The following is a 24,054-nucleotide window of genomic DNA, read 5'->3' as shown; positions in this document are numbered from 1 at the left end:
GGGTTAAACCGTACGAAAACATACTTGGAAGCCAATTAGCACGACTCACTCGGGTTAAATCGTACTAAAACATACGACCCTAACTAGAACAACCCCTTCTCCTTAGCCGCTTCCGCCGCTTCCTTGGAGCCTTTGGAGCCTAGCTTCTTGAGGATGTGGTTGATGTGGTTTTTGACGGTGCGGATCGAGACGACAAGCCGGCCGGCGATCTCGGTTTGCGTGTAGCCTTGGTCGACGAGCTTAAGCAGCTCTAACTCGGATGGGGTAATGAGATCCTGCATTTTCTTAACTTCGAACTCGCGTTCCAGCTTCTTCAACCGACGAAACTCCTCGCGCATCTGTTCGGCTGCTAACGAGCTGATCGGAGCTTCGCGGCGTGCAGCGGCGACGATAGCCGTTGGCAACGACTCGAACTCCGATTTGATTTGATAGTCGATCGCGCCCGCTTGGAAGGAACGGAAAATAAGCTCCTTCTCCTCCATCGAGGTTAGCATGATCACTCTAGCTCCCGTCGCGAGCGTTACTTCTTCCGCTAACGCGATTCCGGCCGGAACCCCGTCCAGCATTATATCCATTAACACGACGTCCGCCGCGCCCGCATTCGCGTCCCCGACCAAGGCAAGCCGAACGTCTTCCGGATTGTCGGCGGTGAAGATGACTTCTATTCCCTGCTGCGAGCCCAAATAAGCGCATAAGCCGCGTAACCAATCTTGATCATCCTCGACGATCCACACCTTGACGTTAGCCATGACCGGCGCCTCCTTCTACCAACGCGTTTTCCAACTTCGGAACCTTTACCGCTCCCACGCTTTTCTTAGAAAATATGAAATAAACCCGCGTACCGATTCCCGGCTTGCTTCGAATATGCAACGACCCTCCATGCTTGCGCATCACATAATAAGCATAGGGCAGGCCGAGTCCGAAGTTGGCTTCTTTACCGGACTTGGTCGTATAGAAGGGCTCGAACGCTCTTGACGATTGCGCTTTATCCATCCCCGCTCCCGTATCGCGAACTTCCACGGTTAGTTCTTTTTTTCCTTCCCGCAACGAAACGAACAGATTTCCTTCCCCGCCCATCGCTTCGATGGCGTTGGAAATGACGTTATTCAACGCTTCCCCTACTTGCGCCGGATCCAGCCTGCATCGCCAGCCGCCAGCGACCGTAAAATGAAGCTTTATTTTCCCCATGGACGGTTCGTGCCCCTTCACCGTTTCCCGCAGGAGCGAGCCGAGTTCCACCTCTCTAGGCTGAATTTCAAGATCTTCCGTACGTCGGTGAACCCTTGAAATCATGTCCTGGATATGGTGCGACGCGCTCTGAACGACGCGAATGTCTTCCAGCAGCTCCGGCTGGTTCGTCGACTCGGCGTATGCTTTCATTTTCTCGGTAAACAGCCGCATTTTGCCGACGTCGTTCTTGATCGCATGATGGAGAATGGCGGTACCGGACGTGACGGCCCGCAACGTGGAATCGAGCCTGCGACGATCAATGAAGATTCTTAAGCCGAGAAATCCGTAAGTGAACAATCCGATGAGGAAGACGGCTACCGCGATCAGTACGGCCCATACGTTGTATTTCCACATGTTCAGTTTACCGAAGCTCGGCAAAATATAATTCATCGCCATAGCGAACAATACCGGCGGCAACACCGCCAAGCAAATGATCCAGTGGGAATGGGATAACGAGAAATGCCTCGATTTTCTGGACAATACGAAGTACGTTCCGGCCACAATATATGGAACGGCCCACCAAACGACGATAGAGTGGCTGATCGGTCGATATTCATTGTAAGGAGGCGTAAATAAAACGCACAACACGATAGGGATGAGCAACGCCAGTTGAATGATCCGCTGCGTTTTGCTCGTCATATTGCTAGGGTTGTAGGCCATCGCGAATAAGAGAAAAGAATAAGGAAGGCCGTAATTACAAGCTAAGGATGAACCTGCTTGAAGGGTATACAAAATATCCTCCACCCGTTGGTGGGGATGATTCACTTGGAGATAAGGAATAAACACGTTATCCAGCGTCGCGGCCAGCGCCCCGGCTCCTCCGAACAAGGCAACCGCGCTTAGTGTGCGATTAACGGAAGAGCGCGGATCGGCCAAACACAAAATAAGCGCTACAGACCATAATGCGATCCAGACGACAAGCATATGATAGCTCCTATCCTAAAATTGCTGTCGCTTCAACCATGTTCCGCATAACGTACTCCACGACGCGACATGGGCGTCATCCTCAGCCAATCCAAGGCCATGCCGCCCTTTCTCATAGACATGCAGTTCGAAAGGAACTTTATTTTTGCTCAAGGAAGTTGCGAAGAGCAGCGCGTTCTCTACGGGAACCGCACCGTCGTCCGCCGTATGCCATAGGAACGTTGGAGGCGTGTCCGAAGTCACGCGGTTCTCGCAGCTAAGAGACTCTACCATCGCGGGTTCCGGGTTTTCTCCCAATAGATTCAATAATGAACCCGCGTGGGTGTACGGTTGCGTCAGCGTAATCACCGGATAACACGGGACGATGGCGTCAGGCCGGCAAGATTGCCGATCGATCGGATCTTCGGCGGACGGATCGCCGGAATCGTATTGGGTACCGATCGAAGCCGTCAAATGGCCTCCCGCGGAGAAGCCGAGCACCCCGATCTTGCTTGCGTTAATCCCCCATTTGTCCGCATGATGCCTAACATATCGAACGGCACGTTGTACGTCCTTCAACGCGCAAGGATATTGATACGGCGCTACTCGATACCGTAATACGAATGCGGGGATGCCGATGCTGTTCAGCCATAAAGCGATCGGTTCGCCTTCGTGATCGGCACGCATGCCATAGCCGCCGCCGGGGCATACGATGACGGCACCTCTACCGGCTTCGTTTACCGGATATGCCTTAATCGCGGGAATATCCTCGTCCCCGTTCCCTTGCGCTCCAGGTGCGCCGTCCTGCCATAAGCGGATCCATTCTCTATCTTTGTCAGCCATCTCTCGCATCTCCTCGCTCAGCTATAAGAATCGATTGAAAGTTAGGTTTTCCATTTTCCATTGTAAAGGGTTACATCGGAATCGACAACGTCCGCAACGGATAAAAACCACCTCAACGGCATCCCATACCGTTGGGGTGGCTAGATTCCATACTAGAACTTAACTAATTGCCTATGACTTTCCACGACTCGATTCCCGTCGAGGTCGTAGCCTTGGCGGTCACGTTTAACCTAATCTTATTCGTCGATACGGGCGTGAACGTCGTCACGTTGTATTGATTGGCAAGCAGCCCGAGTCCTGATGGCGCGGCTACGTTAACCCAAGCCGTTCCGTTCCAATATTGGATCGTATACGATGCCGGAAGGTCGATGCCGTCATCGTCGTCGAACCAATACACTTCGACGCCGGATATCGTGTAGTTCTGAGCGAAATCGTACTGAACCCATTGCGTCGTATTCGGGTTGTCCCAGTTGCCGTAGACCGGATGTCCGCGGTCGTTCGAGCTGGTCGGCGCGTACCCGTCGTTCAAGCCGGTCAAGCTTTCCCAGCTCGAAACGAACGAAGTGGACGCCGTGCCTAGCGGGGCAATATTCGAAGAGGTCGGGCTTCCGTTGAATAGAGTGCTGATCTCTCCGGCGCTTAACGCCCTGCTGTAAATTTGGAAATCGTCAATCGATCCGTTGAAGTAAGGATCGCTAAACTGAGACTTGCCGATATAGTTCAAATTCGTATTGCCTAAGCTGGATGGCTTGAGCGTCATGCTCGTATTGCTCGCCACCTGAACCCCGTCGACGTACAATCTACCGGTTGAACCGGATAACGTGACGGCGACGTGTTTCCATACGCCGGTCGGCAATACAGGCGCGTTCAACGCTTGCTCGGAGCCGTTGCCGCCCGTCGTAATCGCGAACCGAAGTCCTGCGCCGCCCGCGCGCGGCGCGAGGAACATGTAATTGTTAGTGCCCGTGCCGAAGTCGAAGATGCGCGCCCAGTCGCTTAAACTATTCACCTTTACCCAAGTCGAGATCGTAAAATCGTTTAGATTGCTTACGATTCCGGTTGGCAGGGTCGCATATGCGTTAGAACCGTTCAGGGTAAGAGCATTCCCGGCATGACCGGCGGACCAAGAAGTCCCGCCGGTCAGCGCGGCGTGTTTGCCATTGCCGGAGGAGTCGTTCGCGGCAGCCCCGGACGTTTCGTTAAACAAATAGTTCGCGATGACTTCCGGTACCGGTAACGCCGGATTTACCGTATGGGTTACCGTTGCGGTAGAAGACAAGCTGCCATCGCTCGCGGTCAGCTTGAATACGTACGTTCCGGCAACCGATACGGTCGCGGTCGTATTCGCAGCGCCGGCGTTAGCGAAAGTAGCCGTGCCTGGGCCGCTTTGGAGACTCCATGTTGTCGTTACCGTTCCGCTAGGCAATCCGTCATCCGTTACCGTTCCGGCCAAAACGACGCTTGCGGGCAACGTGAATGTCGCGTTCGTGCCAGCGTTCACGACGGGAGCCGTATTCGCGGGAGGAGTTCCCTGCTGAAGCTTCACGTCGTACGTGGCAGCCGTTCCCACGTTGAGGCTTATCGTCGCTTTATTGCCGCTGGTAACGTTGACCGTTCCCGCTGCGGCGTTGTTCACTAAAATGTTGTAGGAGCCCGGAGCAAGTCCGGTGAACGTTACCTTCGTCGCATGAGCCGCTCCAAGAGTAGAATTTTTCAACGTGAAGTTGACGCTGTTCTTGGCGATCGCGACCGTTGCCGCCGTATACTTGTCGCGTTCCAGTTCCATCCCGAACTTCTCGGTGATCAAGTTGAGGCGCTGGAATACGCCGTCCTTCGGAATAACCGTGTAGTTACCTCCGCTGGAAGTGACGTCGCAACCGTAGCAATATAAGCCGAATATCGGGTCTACGGCAACGTCGGAGCTTAGAATCTTAATCGCTCCGAACAAGCCCAAATCCGCCTCTCCCGACATTCCTCTCCAACCGTTCTGCAACGGCCCTCCCCCGTGCCCCAATGCGCCGTAGTTGCCTTTTTCCGCTTGATAGGTCCATGCCACCGCCCCGATATTCGCCGGATCGGAGCTGATCTGTCCGGAGTTGATCGCGCCTACGTTGGCGATCTTAGCTGCGTAGGACATCCGCTGCTCGACCTCCGGCGTCGACGAATGGTTGCGAATCCAATCGTCCATCGCGTAGCCCGCCAAGGAGACGGTGTATTGGAAGTTCCACCAGTTCTCGCCCGTAATGGTCACCGGATCCGCATAGTAATACCAGATCGGCATATGTCCGCGCGCTGCGCGGGTTTTGGCGTTGATCTTGCTTTTCATCGTCGTATTGTTGTTCATCTTAGCCAGCGTATATACCGCTTCTTCGCCGGTGTTGTCATAGTTGTACTCGGAGCCGTACGGATAAGTCGTATTCTTGAAGTTGTTGTACTTCGTCGCCATCTTCGCGATGACGTCGTTCGCTTGGGCTGTATAGCCTTCGTCTTGCAACGCTTTGATGATTTCCGGCGTCGTCAGCTCGCCCATCAGCCCCGTATTCCAGTTATAGGCGACGGGACCGTCGTACAACGCTTTGAAAATGTTGTAAGCCCTGAGCAAATAAGTGTTCCTCGGATGAATGTAAGTGGTCGTATCCGGGTACAGCTTCGCGATCTTATACATGCTGAAGTACGTGTTGTAGATGTGCGGATAGGCGTAACCGCGATAGGTTGGAGTCGTGTTGGGGGCAGGCATGAGGAAATCGTAGATGAGATAATCCGAATGATTCGTTGCCATGAGCGAGTTCCAGATGGCCGTCTCCAAATATTGGTCGACTGCCGTGATTTCCGAAGCGACCGGCGTCTGCACGTTCTTCTCCGCCAGGAATTGGCCGTGGGTATATCCCCAATCGTCGCCCCATCCCCAGTAGCCGTTGAAGACATTCCTCTTCGCTTTCGTATCCATCATCCAGTCGTCGAACACCTTATCCTTAAGCTGTCCGGGCGCGTTCCATTGCGTGCTGTTAACCATGAAGGTCGAATGCCGCTGCAACGCCGCGTCGATCGGTTCGATCGCGTAAAATTGCAATACCGTTTTCTCTCCGTTGCCATAGTTAACCGTGATGTTATTGGGACCCAGATGGCCAAGCGTGAGCTCGTAGATATTGTGGCCCCCGGCTGCGGAATTGAGGAAATTGATCGTCGTCTCCGCCGGATACTGCGCGGTTACGGAGGTAATCGGTTTAGTCGTTCTCAGGTCTACCTTCGCTTTCATGTTCGTCGAGAAGATCATCCCCGGAACGACGGTGACATCGACTAGTCCTTCGCTATAGAGCTTGTCCTTCACGGCATTCTCGTTAGCCACCCTGAAGAACTTGAACGCATACGTCTTGCTTTGGTTAGGAGCCAGAATCAAGCTCGTATTCGGGAGGTATCCCCGGTTCGTGCTCTTGATAACGTTCGAATGAATATAAAAAACGTTAAGCCCTTCGATCCATCCGCCTTGATCCATGGCCCACTTGCTGCCGGGATGCTCTTCGATCCGCCAGCGGTCTTGATACTCGAAGCCCGCTCCCGTAGTAGCGTCAGGAATCATCAGCAGGGAGGAGCCGATTCCGCTCGGTCTTCCGACGGTAATGTAGGAACTGTTGTTTCCTACGTACGAATGGGTTAGAACTCTTGTCTCATAGATTTCCTCATTGTTCCCGCCCGTCCAGAATTCATTGAACGGAAGCGGAAGCCCGACGTCTCCGAACTCGATCGATTGGGTACTTGTATTCGTGATATTGATCGACCAGAGCAAGTAATCGTTCACGAGCGAGTACGTGTTCACGACTCTGAAGTTTTTGATCCCCTCCGCATTGGAAGCGTTCTGATACGTAACCGTCACCGTATTCCCGCTCTGGCTCTGGGTTCTGCCATCGGCGGACTTGCTTGTCCAAGCATTCGTCCAAGCTCCGCTTCCGAGCTTGTATTTGAACATCAATTCGCCAAGCCATTGATGATCCGCGGTATTCTGATTCGGGGCGTTCGTGCCGTTCATCACGTAATTCGTCGGGAACGAATCTCCAACCAATTGCAATGAAGTGATCTCCCCGTGCGTTCCGGTCTGAACGTTGAAATTACTGTCGGAGAGCGTGTACGCGGCAGCCATCTTTGGCCATAAGAATGCAAATAAAGCGGTTACAAAAAGCGACGCTACGAAAATAAAAAGACGATTAGTTCTAGGGGCCTCTGGCGTAAGCATCAACAATTCCTCCTTCATCATTGGTTTGCTATCAGTCGGTTCTTCTCCTTCATGATGCCAAAGCTGCTCTCTAAATCGCCGTTCAACGAATCGCAATCACCCCCTCTCGGTAAAATAGAAAAACCCCTATCAAAAAGAAGCGAATGCTAGTGTCTGCTTCAGGGACAAGGGTGTGATTAAATGGCAACGAATAAGGGACGATAGTAGGCTCAAAATCTAAACGTTTAGATTTTCTTGCGGAAAAACCTATCGCAACCGGGGGGATGCGACGGAATCTCTCTCGATAAGCTTACATTCGGGCATCGGTTTGCGCACGGCTTGTTCTCCCTTGATCATGAGAGCAAGCGAATCCATGGCTTGATACCCGATTTCGTGAAGCGGCAAATCCATCGTAGTGATCCGGGGGATTAAATAGTCGCTGAACTCCCGATTATCGAATCCCATAACGGACAAATCTCTTGGAATTTGCACGTTCATCTCGGACGCTGCGCGCATGACCCCGACGGCCATGACATCGTTCATCGCCAGAATAGCGGTCGGGCGTTCGTCAAGCTCCATCAGTTCTTTCGTCAGCCAATACCCGGATTCCGCCTCCCAGTTGCCCATCTTGATCAGTTGCGGGTCGAACGGCAACTCGAATTCGGTTACCGCTTTATAGTAACCGTTAAACCGAAGCCGGGAAGGAATCGAGTCCATCGTTCCGCTAATGATCCCGATGCGCTTATGGCCCTTTTTCACGAGGTAGGCCATAGCCTCATAAGATGCCTGCTCATCATGGTATTGGATGGATATTTCGCTTTGGGTGTAGCAATAGGCATAGACGATCGGTTTGCCCAAAGTATCGATTAACCCCGTAAGATCGCGGGGATGAACGCCGATATAAACGATTCCCTCGACTTGTTTGCTAAGAAGTTCCGATACGGCATTGTCCGCAAAATGGCGATAACGATCCGTCTGATCGAAATTGCGGCCGATCCGTTTGTCGAGCCTAAGGTTCGTCAGCAGAATATGCATGTCCATCTTATCCGCGCAATCGTTGATGCCGTCGATGATTTCCGGCACGTTGAATACCGTTACGTCTTCGGCGATGACGCCTATCGTGTTGGTGCGCTTCCGTTTCAGGCTTTGCGCCGCGTTATTGGGCCTGTAGTTCAATTCTTCGATTACGCGCAACACTCGTTCGCGGGTGTTCAGCTTTACGTTCCGCGTCCCGTTAAGCACGTACGACACGGTAGCCGTCGATACGTTCGCTCTTGCCGCGATTTCCTTTATGCCGACCTCAGACAACCCGACACCTCGTTTATCTAAACGTTTAGATGTTCTATTATTCTCGTTATATCACACTACCATTTTTGTTTGCAATCGCTTTTATTGGAAAATAGAGGCGAAAAATGTCGAAGATTGATGGGTACTATTGATTTTCTTGCTTTTCAAGGCGAATGTCGCCCATTTGCGGCGCACGTAAACGACAAAGATGTACACCGCTAGATTAACCCCCTACCGAATAAGTAACTACGCTACCTATGGATAATCCTACTACACAAACTTCTTGACGCTACTGCAATTGCTCGCCTCAACACAGAATAACGGCACGCCGTGCCGCTATCTCGCGCAATCACTCGCCTCAACACAGAATAACGGCACGCCGTGCCGCTATCTCGCGCAATCACTGCCTCAACACAGAATAACGGCACGCCGTGCCGCTATCTCGCGAAATCACTGCCTCAACACAGAATAACGGCACGCCGTGCCGCTATCTCCCGCAATTGCTCGCCTCAGCACAGAATAACGGCACGCCGTGCCGCTATCTCCCGCAATTGCTCGCCTCAGCACAGAATAACGGCACGCCGTGCCGCTATCTCCCGCAATGCTCGCCTCAGCACAGAATAACGGCACGCCGTGCCGCTATCTCCCGCAATCACTCGCCTCAACACAGAATAACGGCACGCCGTGCCGCGATTATGCTCCCAAGCTCGCTCTGGGCACAAAAAAACAGGGCAATCCGCCCCTGTCTCCCTCAATAACGACTCACTTCTGTTTGAACGCTTCGTTATAGCAACGACGGCACACCGGCTTGTAATCCTCGTTGCCGCCGATCTGGATCTGTTCGCCTTCGTTAACCGGAACGCCGTCGCGGTAACGGATGACCATCGTGGCTTTGCGGTCGCAATGCCAGCAGATCGTTTTGATTTCTTCGATTTTATCCGCTTGAATGAGCAGATTGTAACTTCCTTCGAACAGCTTGTTCTGGAAGTCGTTCTTCAAACCGAACGCCATGACCGGAATTCCGAGATCGTCGACGATCTGGGCTAGTTCGAGCACTTGGGTTTTGGACAGAAACTGCGCTTCGTCGATGAGCACGCAGTAGATCCGCTTGTTCTTCGTCGCGGCTTGATGGATTTGAACGCTCTCGTAAATGTTCGTGTTCATATCGACCGGGATTGCCTTACGGGACAACCCGACGCGCGAGCCGACTTGGTCCGCTCCGCCTCTAGTATCGATGGAGGGAGAGAAAATGAGAACGGGCTTGCCCTGCTCCTCGTAATTATGGGCAACCTTAATGATTTCGAATGACTTGCCGCTATTCATTGTGCCGTATTTGTAGTACAACTGAGCCAATGTGCTACCTCCGCAACGATGATGATAGATAGCAATCATTATACAATAGTTAGCCCGGTTGCAATAGACTTCATTTATTAGGAACTCCCGATCGATCCGTAGTCTTCGATATTCAAGCGAACCAGCTTCTTCACGACTTCCTGAAAAGAATCCCGCTGTCTATCCAGAAACTCTTTCTTAGATACGTCTTGCGAGGAGACCCGACTTTCGATCAATCTCCCTTCGGACAAGGCGTTTCCTAAACCGGCAAGGTTTAAGAAACGCCTCTGTATGAACGGCCGACGCAATGATCGCATCAGCTTCGCGCTCAGCTCAAGAGATTTGAAATGATAACTTTCTTCCCGGACTTGGAGCTCTCTATCGCTCCTAGTACCATCGCCATGCTAAGAATGTTGTCGCGGCAATCCGTTTCCGCCCTTCTTCCTTGTTCCAGAGCGGCGAACATCTCGTCTAAACAGCTTTCATGAAACGGTTTATGTTGCGGAGGCACCTCCGCCTCAACTCGAACGCATTCCCGCATAAAATTCCCTTCCTGATTGCCGGGCGCTACCGCTTCCGCATACGGGTTATTCACGCCATCCCAGACGGCCGTTCCTTTAGCGCCAGTTACCCGCCAATCCCCTTCCCAAGATGTCGGAACTCCTTCCGCGCACCAAGAACCCCGATAGCAGAACACCGAGCCATCCGACATTTCGAAAATGCAAATCGCCGCGGCTTGTCCGGCATACCACGATCCGACCGGATTGAACTCTTGGCAGTAAACGGATACCGGGTCGGCACCCAAAATCAGCCGAGCCTGATCAAAAGTATGGATCGCCATATCCAGCAAGAGCGGGCTGTCCATCGCGTCGCGAAATCCGCCGAAATGGGGGCCTAAGAAGAAATCCGCTCCCGCATAGCCCGGCTTGCCTATTTGACCGGAGGCGATCAGTTCGCGGAGAGCGCGAATTCGAACATCGTATCTCCTGTTCTGCATAACGTTGTGCGTTCGCCCCGTCCGATCGGAAACGGCGATGATGTCTTCGCACTCTTTCAACGTCTCGGCAAGCGGCTTCTCCGCGAACACGTTACAACCGAGCTTCATCGCCGTCGTGCTGATCTTATAGTGGCTGGAAGGAACCGTGATATCGAACACGAGATTCGCTCCGGTTTCTTCGATCGCTTGCTTAATATCCGTGTAGGTCGGGCAAGTTAGCCCATGCTTATCCGCCATAGATTGGGCGAACTCCCGCTTCATGTCGACTAACGCCACGATCTCCGAGTCCGATCGTCCCAACGCGTATTTAACCCAAGTATTCGCCATGTTCCCGCAGCCCGCTACCGCTATTTTATAAGTTACGCTCATCGTCGGTTCGCCTCTATCCCTCTCATGATGTACGCATGTACAAGCGTAAGCTAAGTGTACACGTATCCTATACCCGATTCAATATAAAAACCGATCCCGTCGCTCTCTCCGGTGCGACAAGATCGGCATTCGTAGTCTACGCGTTATGTTACCCTTGCAGCCCCTTCTTTACCCATCCCGCCACAGTCGCCGTCCGATTGCCTTGGTGAATGACGGCGGTTCGAACGTCCTCCACCATCTTCCCGGACTGGTCGACGGTTACGCTTGTCCCGTACGGGTTGCCTCCGGACGTATAAGCAGAGGGATCGGTATACCCAGGAGCGGCTACAATCGCTCCCCAGTGGTAAATGGACGTGTAGAGCGACAGAATCGTCGCCTCTTGGCCTCCGTGCGCGTTGCTCGCGCTTGCCATCGCGCTAACGACTTTGTTGGCCAACTTACCCTGGAACCATAATCCGCCCAACGTATCGAAAAATTGCTTCATCTGCGACGGCATATTTCCGAACCGGGTCGGCACGGAGAAAATATAGGCATCCGCCCATTCCAAATCGGCATTCGCGACCGTAGGCACGTCTTTGGTAGCATCTACGTGCGCCTTCCATGCCGGATTGGAGGCGATAGCGGCATCCGGAGCGAGCTCGGGCACCTTCAATACTCTCGCTTCGGCTCCCGCTTGCTTCGCCCCTTCCGCCGCCCATTGCGCCAACTGATAGTTCGTGCCGGTGGAGCTATAATAAATGACCGCGAGCTTGACGTCTGACAGGGGAATCATCTCCTTGGGATATGTGCGTACCCCTTTAAGATTGCCCTCCCGCAGCCTTGAAATATTCATTCTCGTTTCCCTGGTACAGTTGAATAAAAGCATCCACGATTTTCGGTTCGAAATGAAGCCCTCTCTGTCTTTCGACTTCGGCGAGTGCTTCCTCGGATGTCCAAGCCCTTTTGTAAGGGCGTTCGTGAGTGAGCGCGTCATAGAAATCGGCGAGTGCGACGATCCGTGCTTCGATAGGAATATCTTCGCCCTTCAGGCCATGGGGATAACCGGTTCCGTCCCACTTCTCGTGATGCGATCTTGCGATAACTCCCGCCAGCTTCAGCACATCGAAATAGCTTCCTTGCAGGATACCCTCGCCGATCGTCGTGTGGGCTTTCATCCGTTCGAATTCATGCGGTTCGTATCGTCCCGGCTTTAAGAGCAGCTCGTCGGGGATGCCGATCTTGCCGATATCGTGCAAAGGCGCCGCCATGCGAATCATTTCGACCTGCTGCTTCGGCAGTCCGATTTGGCTTGCGATCAATGCGGACAGATCCCCTACTCGCTGAGTATGCTGTCCCGTCATGTCGTCGCGGTATTCCGACGCACGCCCGAGCACCTGCAAAATTTCGAATTTCGCTAGCTGCAGCTCGTTCGTCCGTTTCAAAATTTTCTCCTCAAGAGTGCTATTGTTCTGCTGCAGCTCAAGATGGAGGAACCTCGTTCTAAGCAAATTGTTAATACGGAGAATAACTTCCACCCTGTCATAAGGTTTGGTTAGAAAATCGTTCACCCCAGCCTGCAAGCCCTGCTGCCTGACCTCGGATGTCGTATCCGCCGTTAGCATCAAAACGGGTAAATAGCCTTCTAGACCGGTCCGTTCGCGGATCATCTTAAGCACTTGAAGCCCGTCCATGCCCGGCATGTGCAAATCCAGCAGCACGATGTCAGGCTCGATCTCTTCCAGCATAAGCTCGATTCGTAGCGGATCCATCGTGCTATGAATGTGTTGAAAGCCGGCTCGAACGAGAATCCGCTCCATTAGGCTTATGTTGTACTCTTGATCGTCCACGATTAATATTTTCGCTAGGTTAAGCTCGAGCTTATCCATCGTATTCTCACCTTTCGCCTTTTGCTGTTCATTGCGGAGCCGATAACGCCGCTTCCATTTTCTCCAGCAGCCTGCTCAGCTCGATCGGCTTCGTATCGAAATCGTCGCACCCGGCTTGATAAGCTTTTTCTTTGTCGCCCGCCATCGCATGGGCGGTTAACGCGATAATCGGAATGCTCTTCGTCCCGGAAGCGCTCTTCAATTGTCGAGTAGCTTCCCAACCGTCCAATATCGGCAAGCTCATATCCATTAGAATCAAGTCCGGACGATGAACAGTCGCGAGTTCGACCCCTTGTTGCCCATCTTCAGCTACGATAACCTTGAACCCTTTGCGAATAAGACGCCTCGACAACATATCGCGGTTTAGTTCGTTATCTTCGACTAATAGTACGGTATGCATTTTCTCCATGCTCCTTAAGCGCCTGTCATGAACTGGCGAATTTCCGTCAATAACGATCTGTGATCGAACGATCCCTTCTGAATGACGCTTTTTACGTAGCCGTTCAATTTCAGTCGGTCGTCGGAAGTGATCGTCTTCGCAGTTACGACGACGATCGGAATTCTGTTCCAAGCTTCTCGTTTGCGGAGAGCTTCGACGAATTGAAAGCCGTCCATTTCCGGCATCATCAAATCTAGCAAAATTAAAGAGGGAGCTTCTTTGGCCATGCTTTCCAACGCAACTCTTCCGTTGTGCGCCTGCCTGACCGCATAACCTTCTTTTTGCAGCACTCTGGTCATCAGATCGCTTGTCGTCGCATCGTCCTCGATGACGAGCACGGAGTGTTCGTTGCGATTGGAAATGTACTTGTCCATGACCGCGATAAGACGATCCTGCTGCACCGGTTTCGTCAGAAACTCGGACGCGCCGAGCGAGTATCCCAGCTGCTTATCGTTCGTCAACGACATGATGACAACGGGTATATCGGCTAATTCCGGATCATTCTTGAGAGCCGTCAATACGCTCCAGCCGTCCATGCTCGGCATGAGGATATCCAGACAGATGACTTTGGGACGCAGCTCCTTCGTGAGCTTAAGCCCTTCCTGACCGGTCTCCGCGAATGCCAGCGTCCAACCTTCCTTAGACAAGTAGCTGCGCAAGATTTGCTGATTAATCGGTTCGTCGTCAATGAGCAGAATGCTGACTTGGCTGGAATCCTCGGGCTTGTCCCCGTTGATAAACTCCGCGAAATCGGCCGTCGCAGGTTCGCTGGAAGGAGAAGCCGGAAGCCAAAACTTAAACGTGCTGCCTTGATTGGGCTGGCTTTCGACGCTAATGTCGCCGCCCATGATATGGCAGAAGCGTTGGCTGATCGCCAGCCCCAGCCCCGTCCCTCCATACTTGCGCGTCGTGGAAGAGTCGGCTTGCGAGAACGGTTGAAACAGCTTCCCGAGCTGTTCCGGCGTCATGCCAATACCTGTATCGGTAACGCTGAACAAGTAGCCGTCTCTGCCCTGGTCGGCTTGGGGATGGACTTCGAACGTAATCGTCCCGTTCTTGGAAAATTTGCTGGCGTTGCTAAGTAAATTGATTAATATTTGCCTTAGCTTCGTCACGTCGACGATCATCTCGCCGGCCGCGAATTGAGTAAGGAGTTGATTCCCGTTCCCTTCCACAAGCGGATTGACCGTCGAGATAACATCGTTCAGCAGTTCCGTTAACGCGCATGACTCGTAGTAAATGTCCATTTTGCCCGCTTCGATCTTGGAAATGTCCAAAATATCGTTAATGAGCGCCAATAGATGTTTGCCGGATTTGCTGATTTTGCCTAAGTCGTCCACGAAGGTCGGCTCGCCTAACTCTTCCGCTTCCTCCTTAAGCATCTCGCTGTAACCGATAATGGCGTTAAGCGGAGTTCTTAGCTCATGGCTCATATTGGCCAAGAACTGGCTCTTGATAAGATTGGCTTGGATCGCTTCGTCGTGGGCTTTCTCCAGCTGCGCCGTTCGCTCCGCCACCAAAGCTTCAAGATTCCCGTTAAGCGCCCGGAGTTCTTGATTCATTATATAAATTTCATTCTGTTTCTCTTGGAGCTCCGAATCCTTGTGCGAGAACCGCTTCGAGACGAATATCCCTAGCAGCGATAATCCTAGCGTAAATAAAGTTCCACCCGCTATGAAATACGCCAACCACTTCTGGTCGAGAATCATTCCCGAGGATAACATCGATTTACTGCCCACATGAAACCGGCTAGCCGTCATCCCCGTATAATGCATCCCTACGATTGCCGCTCCCATAATCAATCCGCTGCCGAGCTTCTTCCACACTTCTCCGCTATCCGCGCCTTTGCGGAAGTAGAACGCGAGCCATAAGGCTGCAATAGAGGCGATGATCGCAATGACTATGGAAAGCGTAAAAAACAACGGATCATAGGTAATGTCGATCTGCATGGCCGCCATTCCGATATAGTGCATCGCCGAAATTCCAGTCGCGAGCAGCAATCCGCCTCCAAGCAAACGGGCGATCGTTAACCGACCGCGGCTAACTACGTATAGAGCGACAAAAGACGCAATGATCGCGGCAAGAACCGACAAGAAAACGATAACGAGATCGTAAGCGACCGGGACGTGCAGCGAGAAGGCCATCATCCCGACGAAATGCATCGACCAAATGCCCATTCCCATCGCTATCGCGCCGAAAGAGAGCCATAGCGCACGGCTTCTCCCGGTCGTCTCGCTTACCCTTCCGGCCAAATCCAACACCGTATAAGAAGCAACGACGGCAACGATATAAGAAAAAATAACTAACAGCTTGTCATATGAACCGTGAACGTGTTCCACTGCATTCCCTCTCTTCTTCCATCACGTAAGCGAGGTCGACGACCTTCGTTTCGCTGGAAATATTTTCGCGAGATTCAACACAAATTGAACCATAATTGTCGTGTTTAATCAACAAATTTCGACTGTTTTCGAGCTTTGCAGCCAACAAAAAAAGCAGCCAATGCCGCCCAAATCGCTTACTATGCCAAAAACGATACCTACATGTCACTATGAGCAGGGCGCTGGGAGCTGTCTATTTCCGTATCTCCGGGAGTTTCGAGCCTTTTAAGCCGCTGGGAGCGGTCTATTTCCGTATCTCCGGGAGTTTTGAGCCTTTTAAGCCGCTGGGAGCGGTCTATTTCCGGTTCTCCGGGAGTTTTGAGCCTTCTAAGCCGCTGGGAGCGGTCTATTTCCGGTTCTCAGGGAATTCTCCACCCTCTTAGCCGCTGGGAGCGGTCTAACCGCAAAAAAACAGCTACTGCCCATGGAGGCGTAGCTGCTTACCAAGACATCCGCTAAATTTTCACTAGTGCCAGCGAAGGATGAACCTCCTCGATGCAATCCGGCGTTTCCCATGACGAGTTCTCTATGAACGGCGTGACCGGGTAGGATCTGAAATCGGCGTCGGGCAGCGACTGAAGCATAGACTGGAGCACATCGATCCGCGTTTCCTCCGGATTCAGCCATAACTCTAACGATTCGTCGTCCAGAATGACGGGCAAGGGCTGGTCCGTCTCGAATGACAACCCCCTGGTAATAACGGTGCACATCGGGAATTCGTTCTTCTCCGAATCTAACCATACATCGTACAGGGCGGGCATCGCGAACGTGGATTTTTTCCGGTGCACGACTCTCCAAGCGCTCTTGCTTTTCCCTTCCTGCTTCCAAATATAAAACCCGCTGCAAGGGACGACGCACCGCTTCTTCGTCAACATCGCGCGCAAATATTTCCGGTCGCCTAGCGTGTCGACGTTGGCATTGATCGAGTTCTTGCCCCAATAGGGCATCAAGCCCCATCGCTGCTGGTTCAAACAGCGTTCCTCCCCGATCTGCTGGATGATCGGGATCTGTTGGGTTGGCGCAATATTGTAACGCAGCAGGTAAGGCACGTGAACCCGGTCAATGCGGAAATTCTCGGTAAGATCCGACAGTTCAGCCGTTAGCGAAAAACGATTACACATTTCGATCAGCTCACTTCCACGAATTTACTCGTAAACAGTGTGAGCCGATAAGTGGAAAATTATGTAGGTCTACCAAATAATGATTGCCGCGATCGCTAAAACCACGACGAATATCGCCGAGCAGGCGTACATGAGCTTTACCGTCAATCGAATATGCTCCGCTTCCAGCGGATTTAAGGGTTCTCCCATTCTTGCCCTGTCGGAGATGACGCCTTTGTAATAGTTGATCCCGCCCAATTGAATGCCTAACGATCCCGCGACGGCGGATTCGGGAAACCCGCTGTTCGGGCTAGGATGCAGCTTGGCGTAACGAGCCACTGTACGTATCGGCCGTTTGAACGGCAGTCGCAGCGCGAAACTGGCGATCGCGATGAACAATGCCGATAAGCGCGCCGGAACCCAGTTCGCCACGTCGTCGAAGCGAGCGGACGCCCAGCCAAGATGAAGGTATTTCTCGTTCTTATATCCGACCATCGAATCGAGCGTATTCACGGCCCGATAAGCCATCGCTAAGGGAGCACCGCCGATAAGCGCAAAAAACAGCGGCGACAGGATCGCGTCGACGATGTTCTCCGCGACGGTTTCTACCGCGCCGCGAGTGACCTCGCCCTCGTTCAGCTTGTCCGTATCCCGACCGACGATCATGGACAAGGAGTAACGTGCTTTCGGCAGATCTCCTTGCTTCAGCAGCCGGTAGATGTCCATCCCGGCATCCGCTAACCCTTTGGTCGCTATCGTTGTCGCGATGAGCCAAGCTTCGATCGCATAAGCAAGCCACGGATGGATACGGGCTAGCATATACAGCAACAGCCATACGATCGCGAACGAACCTCCCGCCAACAAGAACGGGAAAGCGATCCCGACGATTTTCAATGCCCGATCTCCCGGCTCCGCGTCCTCAGTCGGCGAAGAACCCGTTATCTTTCCGAACCATTGCCTGCCAGCCAACCCGCGAAGGGGTTTCTCCAGCTTCCGAATCGCATGCCCCATCCCGACGACCGGATGCGGCAACGACCTCGGATCCCCTATCGCCAAGTCGATGACATAGGCTCCTAATAATATCGCCGCTACTATCATGAGGACGTTTCTCCTTGCGTCCGAACGGCTTCATGAACGGTCTCGTAGACTAGCCGGCCGATCGCGTTGCCGATCGTCGTAGCCGCTCCCGCATACCGGTGAACGGGCAGGAACGAGTCGGACTGGCTTACGGCGATAAGCACCGTATCGGTCGTCGTGCCGGTTGCGATGCGCTCGTGGCTGTAATCTTGAATTCGCAAATCGTCGAACGCCGCGCTTTTCGCTTCCGTTGCGCTGATGACCGCGTTCACCATCGCGCTTGGCGTCATTTTGCCATCAACGAAAATCATGATGTTGACGGTACCCGGAACGTACGCGGAGAACGTCTCTCGAATCAATCCCGCCCTAGCAGAATTTCCCGTTCCGGCGGACGCGCACACGAGCAGCTTGAACTCGTCCCCGGACTCCTCCGCGAACGAGGTATGAGTAATATGCGCGGCCGTCTGCAACCCGATCGCCGATTGCGCGGGATAACCCCACTTATGCATCTCGTACGCCATCATCGCTTCCGGGTCCGAGCAATCGTAGCTTCTAGGCACTTTCCAATTCACGAAATGGTTGCCGTTGCTTAGTCCGCCGCGGTAAGGCGCATTGCTGACGACTTCATGGAGCTTCTCGCTGCGAATAAGCACATGCTCCTCCGCAAACCGAATATCCAGCTCCGGCCACAATGGGGAGAGGTAACTCTTAACGGAAATATCGCGAAAAGGTTGAGTCATATCGTTCTCATAAGCTCCTGTTCTGTTAAAAGATAGGATGATTCAGTAGGATGAGATACAGCAACAGGACGAACGTCTCCATGGCTTCGACTAGCGCTCCGTATCCGTCGCCGGTGAACCCGCCCAGCTTGCGAACGAGCGATCGTCCGAAGACCCATGCGGCTATAAGCATTCCACCCAGAACGAGAGCTCCGGAAATCCCGGCAACGACGTACGACACGCCCGACAGCAAGAGCAGATTAAGCCATAAGCTCCAACGGGTAACCCCGTCGCGTAAGCCGCTTCCAAGACCTTGAGCCGTAATATATGGAAAAACATAGATCGCCCCCACAAGCGCGAATCTTGCCATGGCGGGAACGATCAACAGAACGCCGAGCTCCTCATGTACGGCCAATTGTTGTATAGCCGCGACCTTAAGGATAATCAGGACGATCGCCGCGACAACCCCCATCGCCCCAACGCGGCTGTCTTTCATAATTTCCAGCATCCGCTCGCGGCTGCGGTGGCTGCCTAATCCATCCGCTAAATCCATCCAGCCGTCCAGATGAAGCGCTCCGGTCAAATAGATCCAGCAAGCGACCGTTACCGCCGCGGTAACGGTAAAACCGATCGATCCGAAGCCTAGTTCCGCAAGCCAGCCGATTAGCCAGAGAACCGCTCCGAGCAAAAGTCCGACGATTGGATAATAGCGCGGACTGCTGTCCCAGCCTTTCGTCGTTTGCGCTTTAGCCGGTACGGGAAAACGGGTCAAGAAACCTACCGCTTGCCAGAATGCGTTCATCCCTTCAGCCTCCATGGCAACCCGCTAATCACGGCAACGACTTCATCCGCGCGGCTTGCCAGCTTTTGATTCGCCTCGCCGATGACGTCTTGGAACCAGCGGCCGAGCGGCGACATCGCGACTCCTCCCCAGCCCACTTCATCCGTGACGATGACGGCCGCGCGGAGCTTCGAATTTCTGAGTTCGTCTATGTATTTCTGGATTTCCGATTGGATGAACGACGTCGTACCGGCGTCCCTACAATGCTCATCCGGCACGGCCATCAACCGATTGCCGATCCATGCCGACAACGTATCGACGAGGACGATATCGTAGCCGCGGTAGGAATCGGCGCTTAACTCGTCTGGAGCCTCAAGCGTATCCCAAGTGTCCGGGCGGCGAAGCCTATGAGCCTCGATTCGCGTTTTCATCTCGCCGTCGGAACGCATCCCCGTCGCCACGTATAACACTTTGGCTTGATAGCTTAACCTTCTCGATCGCTCAAGGACCAGTTCTTCCGCATAGGCGCTTTTGCCTGAGCGAACGCCTCCGGTAACCATTACGATGTCCATCTACCGAAGCCCCTCTCTTGCTTCATCCACTTCGCGGAAGGCTTGCAGCAACCGCTCGTTGTCCGTTCTTCCGCGTACCGCGATGCGGATATCCCTTTCCGTTAGCCCTTCGTACATGGCGCAACTGCGAATCATGACCGCTTTAGGCCCTAATGCTTGCTGCAACAGGCTGGCGGTCCATGGCGCGGCAACCCTGACCAGCAAAAAGTTCGCTTCGCCCGGCCATACTTGCCATCCTAACCCGTGTACCAATTGTTCCCGCAGGAACTCCCGCTCTCCGGCGATGAGCTCCCGCGTTTGCTCTTCGTAGGTTGCCACTTCCGGTTGCAGGCATGCTTGTCCCGCGAGAAGCGCCAAACCGTTGACGCTCCAAGTCACTTGCTTGCGCGCCATCCGTTCGATGAGCCGAGGCTCGGCGATGGCATACCCTAACCGAAGTCCGGGGATGGCATAAAATTTCGTCATGGAGTGAATCAAGATGACATGCGGGTAGTTGTCCAGCTCCGGCAATAGCGTCGCGCGTTGATCGGGAGCGATGAAATCGATGAATGCTTCGTCCAAGACGAGATAGGTCGACGATTGCTCCGCGCCGCGAGCGATCGACCTTAGTTGATCCAACGAATAGGTAAGTCCCGTCGGATTGTTCGGATGCCCGAGGAACAGCAGATCCACATTGGCTAGCAAAGGCAGAAGGTCGGCAAGCTCCGCTCGAAAACCGTTCTCTTCCCGGCCTATAATCGTATACACTTCCGCGCCGAAATCTTCGGCTAGCTGGGTATATTCCGAGAAGCAAGGAGCGACGACGCCGACTTTGCGAATGTCCAAGCCCAATAGAGCAAGGGCCATGCATTCGGCCGCGCCGTTACCGATGATCAGCTTGTCCGTTGTCACGGCGAGCTTGTCGGCCAGCAGTTGCTTAAGCTGCCGATGACCGGGATCCGGGTAATTCACGATAGAACGAAACGCATCGTTAAGCGCGGCCATCACCTGAGAGGGCGGACCGAGCGGGTTAATGTTCGCGCTGTAATCGAGCCAAGCATCCGATCGTATGCCGAAGCGGCCGGATGCCGTCTCGATGTCCCCTCCATGTCCGAAAGGCTCCAGCTCGCTTGTCGTCGTTTGATTGCCGCTCATTGGTCGGCCTCCTCGCTGAAATTCATGATGGCATAAATGGCCTGCATGTCCGTGAACCGTCGTACATGTTCCGCCAAACGGTCAAACTCGGCTTCTCTCTGCTCGTTGAAGCGCAACTCTCCGGCAAGCGGCAACCAACCTTTGCTCTCGCGAATGGCGTTAAGCCAGTTGCGCCGGAACTCGTCGTTATGCAAAATGCCATGGATATAAGTACCCCAAACTTTACCGTTCGCTGAGCGGGCGCCTTCTTGATGCACAGTTCGTCCAGCGGGCTCTCCTCTTGCGATGCCTATCGTCATGGGATGCTCGGTAGCATGAATAAATGAAGATCTGCCCATATGTATCTCGTAACCTTCGATCGATAGATTCGAAGATTGCATAGGTTCGGCCTGCGCGTACTTAATCGGCCAACCCAGAGCTTGGCCTGCGACTCGCTCGGTTTTCTTATCGGGCGTAAATACGGTTTCCATGGGAAAGAATCCTAAACCCGGCAAGCTTTCATTTGCGGATTCGATACGGTCGGGATCGAGCAGCTTCTCCCCCAGCATCTGATAACCGCCGCAAATTCCCGCGATCCATCCCCCCTTGCTCCCGGTAATCCAACAACAATCGATCCAAACCCGTCTCGCGCAAGAACAGCAGATCTTCCGCCGTATTTTTGCTGCCCGGCAGAACGACCGCATCGGGATTACCGAACTCTTCTCTCCGCGTCACGTATCGTACGGAAGTATCTTGCTCCGCGATTAGTGGATCGATATCCGTGAAGTTGGCGATCCGCGGAAATCGGAGGACGGCGATATCGAGCAACGCCTCATTCGAATTCTTTGCCGAAGCGAGCTTCTGGATCGACAAGGAATCTTCCGACTCTAATTTCAAGCTATCGATATGAGGAATGACGCCCAGCACCGGTTTCCCGGTCCGCTGCTCTAGCCAATCCAACCCCGGCTGCAGCAAAGCGACGTCCCCGCGGAATTTATTGATGATGAACCCCTTCACCCTGGCCCGTTCTTCCGGTTCCAGCAACTCCAACGTTCCAACGATGGACGCGAACACTCCGCCGCGATCGATATCCGCCACGAGAATAACCGGCGCGTTCGCCCAGCCCGCCATCCGCATGTTCACGATGTCGCGGTCCTTGAGATTGATTTCCGCCGGGCTGCCCGCGCCTTCAAGCACGACGACGTCGTGTTCGCCGCGAAGCCGATCGAGCGCTTCGCGCACGATGATTCCCGCTTCGGCCAAATACTCGCGACGGTAACTGAAAGCATCCATAGTCCGGTACGGCTTCCCGTGCACGACCACTTGCGAAGCCCGGTCCGTCGTCGGTTTGAGCAGAATCGGGTTCATATCCGTCGTTGCGGGTATTCCGCATGCATCGGCTTGCATCCCTTGTGCTCGGCCGATTTCTTTGCCGTCCGGGGTCACATAGCTGTTCAACGACATGTTCTGCGATTTGAAGGGAGCAACCGACAAGCCGTCCTGTACGAGAATACGGCATAACGCCGTCGTAATAATGCTCTTGCCTACGTCCGAAGCCGTGCCTTGGATCATAAGGGTCCGCGCTGGCCGAAGTCCGGCGAAAGAGGGCTTCCACGTCATGATTGCGATACCCCTGCGCTCTCGAAGGTTGCCATTTCTCTCATGATTTTACCTGCGGCGTCGAAGAAATGGAAGCATAACGCCGCTCCGGTCCCTTCGCCCAACCGCATATCCATCTGAATCATCGGGGACAGCCCGACCGCTTCGAGCATTCGGGCATGTCCTTGCTCGAGCGACATATGCGAAGCGACCATATAGTGAACCGACAACGGCGCTAAGCGGCTTGCCACTAGCGCGGCGGCGGAAGAGATAAAGCCGTCGATGACGACGACGGCCCGATTCGCGGCCGCGCCGAGAATAACGCCGACGAGGCCGGCGATTTCCAGGCCGCCGAGCTTCGCGAGGACGTCCAGCGGGTCCGCCGGGTCGGCGGCATTGACCTGAAGCGCGCGTTCGATTACGGCGCGCTTGTGCAGCAGGCGGGCATCGTCGATGCCCGTGCCGCGGCCGACCGCTTGCTCCGGCGACAATCCCGCCAGAGCAATCAGGATGGCGGCGCTCGGCGTCGTGTTGCCGATGCCCATCTCGCCCGTGGCGAAGACGCGCGTTCCTTGCGCCGCGAGCTCGGATACGAGGTCATAGCCAACGCTGATGGCTAGGACCGCCTCTTCTCGGGACATCGCCGCTCCGCGGGCGATGTTAGACGTGCCCTTGCGGACTTTGCGCGCGACGAGATCGGGGGTGCGCAAGGTCCGCGTTCACGCCGATGTCGACGCAGACGACGTCGGCTCCCGCGTGGCGGGCCAGCACGTTGACCGCCGCGCCGCCTCCCAAGAAGTTAAGCACCATCTGGGGCGTGACTTCGGCGGGGAAGGCGCTGATACCTTCCTCGCAAACGCCGTGATCGCCGGCCATGACGATTACCGCTTTCCGCGACAAGTCCGGCAAGCTCTCTCCGGTGATTCCCGCCGCTTGCTTGGCCACGGCTTCCAGCTTGCCTAGGCTGCCCGGCGGCTTCGTCAAACTATCCAACCGCTGCTGCGCGGCTTCCATTGCGTCTTGGTCCAGCGGCTTAATGGAATCAATCATTTCCTGAATTCGTGAAGGGACGTTCAAGCTCATTCGTTCATTTCCTCTCGAAATAGATTTAGTGCCTTCGTTGAGCCGCAACCGGTTGCAGCGATCAATCTACTCGCTATGAATGTCTCAAAACAAAAAAACAGTCCGTACTAAACGGACTGATGGTCAGCAAACAGGGAAACGAAAGTTCTACGTGCGATAG

The 24,054-nt window shown here is 53.8% G+C and carries 20 protein-coding genes and 1 pseudogene; all 21 read right to left on the bottom strand.

Annotated features, from left to right (window positions below; all coding sequences use genetic code 11):
• Positions 1–83 precede the first annotated feature (83 nt).
• The 21 genes and pseudogenes from FPL14_RS25460 to cobT all read right to left on the bottom strand — a co-directional run bounded on the left by FPL14_RS25460 (position 84) and on the right by cobT (position 23,894).
• Entirely contained in the window at positions 84–749 is a 666-nt protein-coding gene (locus tag FPL14_RS25460) for a response regulator transcription factor (RefSeq protein ID WP_182300353.1), read from the bottom strand.
• Positions 742–2,154, bottom strand: a complete 1,413-nt coding sequence (locus FPL14_RS25455) for a sensor histidine kinase (protein WP_182300352.1) — start codon at positions 2,152–2,154, stop codon at positions 742–744. Before FPL14_RS25455 ends, FPL14_RS25460 begins: the two co-directional genes overlap by 8 nt.
• 15 nt (positions 2,155–2,169) lie before the next feature.
• Complete coding sequence (locus tag FPL14_RS25450) at positions 2,170–2,976, bottom strand: alpha/beta hydrolase (RefSeq protein WP_182300351.1); 807 nt, start codon at positions 2,974–2,976, stop codon at positions 2,170–2,172.
• Between the two features lie 163 nt (positions 2,977–3,139).
• Positions 3,140–7,111 (bottom strand): DUF5695 domain-containing protein, encoded by a 3,972-nt coding sequence (locus tag FPL14_RS25445; protein ID WP_182304162.1) that lies wholly within the window; start codon positions 7,109–7,111, stop codon positions 3,140–3,142.
• 339 nt (positions 7,112–7,450) lie between these two features.
• Complete coding sequence (locus FPL14_RS25440) at positions 7,451–8,491, bottom strand: LacI family DNA-binding transcriptional regulator (protein WP_182300350.1); 1,041 nt, start codon at positions 8,489–8,491, stop codon at positions 7,451–7,453.
• A gap of 741 nt (positions 8,492–9,232) precedes the next feature.
• A complete protein-coding gene (locus FPL14_RS25435; RefSeq protein WP_182300349.1) occupies positions 9,233–9,823 on the bottom strand; it encodes a thymidine kinase in 591 nt (196 codons plus the stop codon).
• 77 nt (positions 9,824–9,900) lie between these two features.
• Positions 9,901–10,038, bottom strand: coding sequence for a hypothetical protein (locus FPL14_RS25430; protein WP_182300348.1), 138 nt, complete (start codon positions 10,036–10,038; stop codon positions 9,901–9,903).
• A 92-nt stretch (positions 10,039–10,130) separates the two neighbouring features.
• Positions 10,131–11,168 carry a Gfo/Idh/MocA family protein gene (locus tag FPL14_RS25425; protein WP_182300347.1) on the bottom strand — a complete coding sequence of 346 codons (1,038 nt, stop codon included), beginning with the start codon at positions 11,166–11,168 and terminating at the stop codon, positions 10,131–10,133.
• Positions 11,169–11,316: 148 nt separating this feature from the next.
• A complete protein-coding gene (wrbA, locus tag FPL14_RS25420) occupies positions 11,317–11,931 on the bottom strand; it encodes an NAD(P)H:quinone oxidoreductase (protein WP_182304161.1) in 615 nt (204 codons plus the stop codon).
• Positions 11,932–11,965: 34 nt separating this feature from the next.
• Positions 11,966–13,033, bottom strand: coding sequence for an HD-GYP domain-containing protein (locus FPL14_RS25415; RefSeq protein WP_182300346.1), 1,068 nt, complete (start codon positions 13,031–13,033; stop codon positions 11,966–11,968).
• A 28-nt stretch (positions 13,034–13,061) separates the two neighbouring features.
• Positions 13,062–13,433, bottom strand: a complete 372-nt coding sequence (locus FPL14_RS25410; protein WP_182300345.1) for a response regulator — start codon at positions 13,431–13,433, stop codon at positions 13,062–13,064.
• 14 nt (positions 13,434–13,447) lie between these two features.
• Positions 13,448–15,811, bottom strand: a complete 2,364-nt coding sequence (locus FPL14_RS25405; protein WP_182300344.1) for a response regulator — start codon at positions 15,809–15,811, stop codon at positions 13,448–13,450.
• 494 nt (positions 15,812–16,305) lie between these two features.
• Entirely contained in the window at positions 16,306–16,971 is a 666-nt protein-coding gene (locus FPL14_RS25400; RefSeq protein WP_182300343.1) for an SOS response-associated peptidase, read from the bottom strand.
• A gap of 69 nt (positions 16,972–17,040) precedes the next feature.
• On the bottom strand, positions 17,041–18,048 hold the full coding sequence (gene cbiB, locus FPL14_RS25395; protein ID WP_182300342.1) for an adenosylcobinamide-phosphate synthase CbiB: 1,008 nt from the start codon (positions 18,046–18,048) through the stop codon (positions 17,041–17,043).
• The gene (locus tag FPL14_RS25390) at positions 18,045–18,767 is read right to left on the bottom strand and encodes an adenosylcobinamide amidohydrolase (protein ID WP_182300341.1); all 723 of its coding nucleotides are present in this window, start codon (positions 18,765–18,767) and stop codon (positions 18,045–18,047) included. The genes cbiB and FPL14_RS25390 overlap by 4 nt, the downstream gene beginning before the upstream one ends.
• Before the next feature lie 25 nt (positions 18,768–18,792).
• Entirely contained in the window at positions 18,793–19,548 is a 756-nt protein-coding gene (cobS, locus tag FPL14_RS25385; RefSeq protein WP_182300340.1) for an adenosylcobinamide-GDP ribazoletransferase, read from the bottom strand.
• Entirely contained in the window at positions 19,545–20,099 is a 555-nt protein-coding gene (locus FPL14_RS25380) for a bifunctional adenosylcobinamide kinase/adenosylcobinamide-phosphate guanylyltransferase (protein WP_182300339.1), read from the bottom strand. The genes cobS and FPL14_RS25380 overlap by 4 nt, the downstream gene beginning before the upstream one ends.
• Positions 20,100–21,233, bottom strand: coding sequence for a threonine-phosphate decarboxylase CobD (gene cobD, locus FPL14_RS25375; RefSeq protein ID WP_182300338.1), 1,134 nt, complete (start codon positions 21,231–21,233; stop codon positions 20,100–20,102).
• Complete coding sequence (locus FPL14_RS30625; protein ID WP_324617845.1) at positions 21,230–21,781, bottom strand: hypothetical protein; 552 nt, start codon at positions 21,779–21,781, stop codon at positions 21,230–21,232. The genes cobD and FPL14_RS30625 overlap by 4 nt, the downstream gene beginning before the upstream one ends.
• Entirely contained in the window at positions 21,732–22,832 is a 1,101-nt protein-coding gene (locus FPL14_RS25370; protein WP_324617844.1) for a cobyric acid synthase, read from the bottom strand. Before FPL14_RS25370 ends, FPL14_RS30625 begins: the two co-directional genes overlap by 50 nt.
• Positions 22,829–23,894: pseudogene (gene cobT / locus FPL14_RS25365) on the bottom strand (nicotinate-nucleotide--dimethylbenzimidazole phosphoribosyltransferase). The gene FPL14_RS25370 and the pseudogene cobT overlap by 4 nt, the downstream one beginning before the upstream one ends.
• Positions 23,895–24,054: the final 160 nt, after the last annotated feature.

The sequence above is a fragment of the Cohnella cholangitidis genome (genome assembly GCF_014107495.1).
Taxonomy (GTDB): domain Bacteria; phylum Bacillota; class Bacilli; order Paenibacillales; family Paenibacillaceae; genus Cohnella; species Cohnella cholangitidis.
Note: the sequence above shows the minus strand (reverse complement) of the source record. Positions and strands in the feature narration are given on the sequence as shown.